A 2096-nucleotide genomic window follows, 5' to 3' on the forward strand; every position below is an offset into this window, starting at 1 on the left:
GTTCCAAGCCCACCCTCCCCCCGGAGCTGAAGGCCAGCACGTGGCGCACGGTGGACCGCGTCTTCTTCGGCATCCTGCTGACGATGCTGGTGCTCTACGTGCTGAGCGTCGCGATCATCGTCGCCCAGCCCGCGCCGGTGGAGGCGGAGGTGGAGCTGGACCAGTTGGAAGACCGCTTCGTGCGCGCCATCATCCCGCCCCAGCCCGCCAAGAAGGAGGAGCCCAAGGAGACGGCCGCGACCGGGGAGAAGAAGCCGGAAGATGAGAAGAGCGCTCCGAAGAAGACGCCCACCACCGCCGCGACGCCCGCCCCCGCCAACAGCGCGGAACGCCGGCAGCAGGTCGAGGCGAGGGTCGCGGGCACCGGCCTTCTCAAGTTGCTGGGCGGCACGGGCCCCGGCGGCGGAGACGCCATCGCGGACGTGCTCGGGAACTCCGGCAGCGGCGCCAACGTGGCGGAGGCGCTCGCGGGCGCGACGGCGGGTGGCGCGCTCACGGCGGGCTCGGGCGGCGGCAACGGCATCGCCAATCCTCAGGGAGACACCGGCGGCAAGATGGCGGGCATCGGCGCCACGCAGACGTCCGGCGCGGGCACCGTGAACACCGGCCAGAAGCAGGTCGTCAAGGTGCCCCAGGTCGTGGACTCGGTGCCGGAAGTGGATAGCTCCGAGGTCAAGCCCAAGGAACTGGCCCGCGAGATCCAGCGCAGGAAGGCCTCCATCCAGCGCTGCTACGAGAACGGGCTCAAGCGCGACCCCTCCCTCAAGGGCAGGGTCATGATTCGCTTCGACCTGACGCCGCAAGGCCGCGCCAGCAACGTCGAGGTGGAGGAATCCACCCTGCGCTCGGACGAGGTCATCAACTGCATCAAGACCACCATGCGCACCTGGACGTTCCCTTTCAAACCGAGTGACGACGTCCCCGTCAGCTACCCGTTCATCTTCTCGCCAGGGGAATAGGCTCGACCGTCCGGACCTTCCGGGGTCACCGGACCCGCGGGGAGCACATGGAGAAGCTGGCAGTCATCGCCACATCCCCTCTCTTCGAGATGCTGGCCCCCGCCGAGCTCGCTCGGCTGGCGGAGCTGGCACGGCTGTACCGCTACGCGCACGGCGAGGTGGTGTTCGAAGAGGGCGACCTGGGTGACAGCCTCTTCGTCATCGTGCGCGGCCAGGTGGAGGTGGTGCGCCGGGGTGTGAGCAACGAGGTGAAGCCCCTCACCGTCCTGGGCCCGCCGGAGTTCTTCGGGGAGATGGGCCTCATCGACAAGGACCACCGCTCCGCCACCGTGCGCGCCCTGGGCGAAGTGGAACTGCTCCAGCTCACCGCGCAGGATTTGCGGACCTTCCGGCTGGCGCACGCGGACGGCTTCACCTTCATCGTCGTGAACATCGCGCGCAGCCTGTCCGCCCGCCTGCGCGAGGCCAACGCCCGCCTGGCCCCCCAGGACTGACTTCCGGAGCTGGAAAGCCGGACTCCGGGGCGATGGGGCATTGCGTTGACACCCCTCCCCCTCACTCCTAGGCTCGACTCTCGCAGCTTGGGAAGGGCCGGAAGGACTCGTGAGGCGCATGCGCACCCTGGGAATGCTCGCCGTCGTGGGAGGACTCGTCACCTCCGGGATGGCGCTGGCGCAGTCGCCCGCGTCGCCGCCGCGCCCCGCTCCGCCCGCGCTGGACAAGGCCGGTGACGTGCCGGACAGCCAGAAGCTGGAGCGCAGCACGCAGGCCCTGGGCGGCATGCGGGAGTCGCTCCGCCAGGTGTTCGAGAAGGTCGAAGAGGCGCGGCGCACCAAGGACGTGGTGAAGCTCAACTGCGCCAACGAGAAGCTGACGCAGATAAAAGGCCTCCTGCGCATCTCCGAGCAGGCGGACGTGGCCCTCCAGGAGGCCGTCAGCAAGAGCGAGGCGGCGCCCGGCGAGCACGAGTTCACCAAGGTGATGATCGCCCAGCAGAAGGTGGGCCAGCTGCGCTCGGAGGCCGAGGAGTGCATCGGCCAGCTCGCCTTCCGCACCGACGAGAACCTCTTCGTGGAGGTGGAGGAGCCGGACAACCTGCCCGGTGGTGACCCCACGCGGCCCCCGCCGCCGCCGGAC

At 69.5% G+C, this 2096-nt stretch carries 3 protein-coding genes; all 3 read left to right on the top strand.

Features of this window, described 5'->3' with window-relative positions; genetic code table 11:
* A partial coding sequence (locus D7Y11_RS42450; protein ID WP_148139291.1) for an AgmX/PglI C-terminal domain-containing protein occupies positions 1-959 on the top strand: 959 nt, incomplete at its 5' end.
* A gap of 47 nt (positions 960-1006) precedes the next feature.
* Positions 1007-1453, top strand: coding sequence for a cyclic nucleotide-binding domain-containing protein (locus D7Y11_RS42455; RefSeq protein ID WP_120581644.1), 447 nt, complete (start codon positions 1007-1009; stop codon positions 1451-1453).
* A 118-nt stretch (positions 1454-1571) separates the two neighbouring features.
* On the top strand, positions 1572-2096 hold a 525-nt coding region (locus D7Y11_RS42460; RefSeq protein WP_126936507.1), incomplete at its 3' end, for a hypothetical protein.

Origin of the sequence: Corallococcus sp. AB018, from assembly GCF_003986945.1 — a bacterium.
GTDB classification, from domain to species: domain Bacteria; phylum Myxococcota; class Myxococcia; order Myxococcales; family Myxococcaceae; genus Corallococcus; species Corallococcus exiguus.

Excerpts from the sequence above, each read along its gene's own strand:
- D7Y11_RS42455 (WP_120581644.1), top strand. The coding sequence starts at position 1,007 with ATGGAGAAGCTGGCAGTCATCGCCACATCCCCTCTCTTCGAGATGCTG.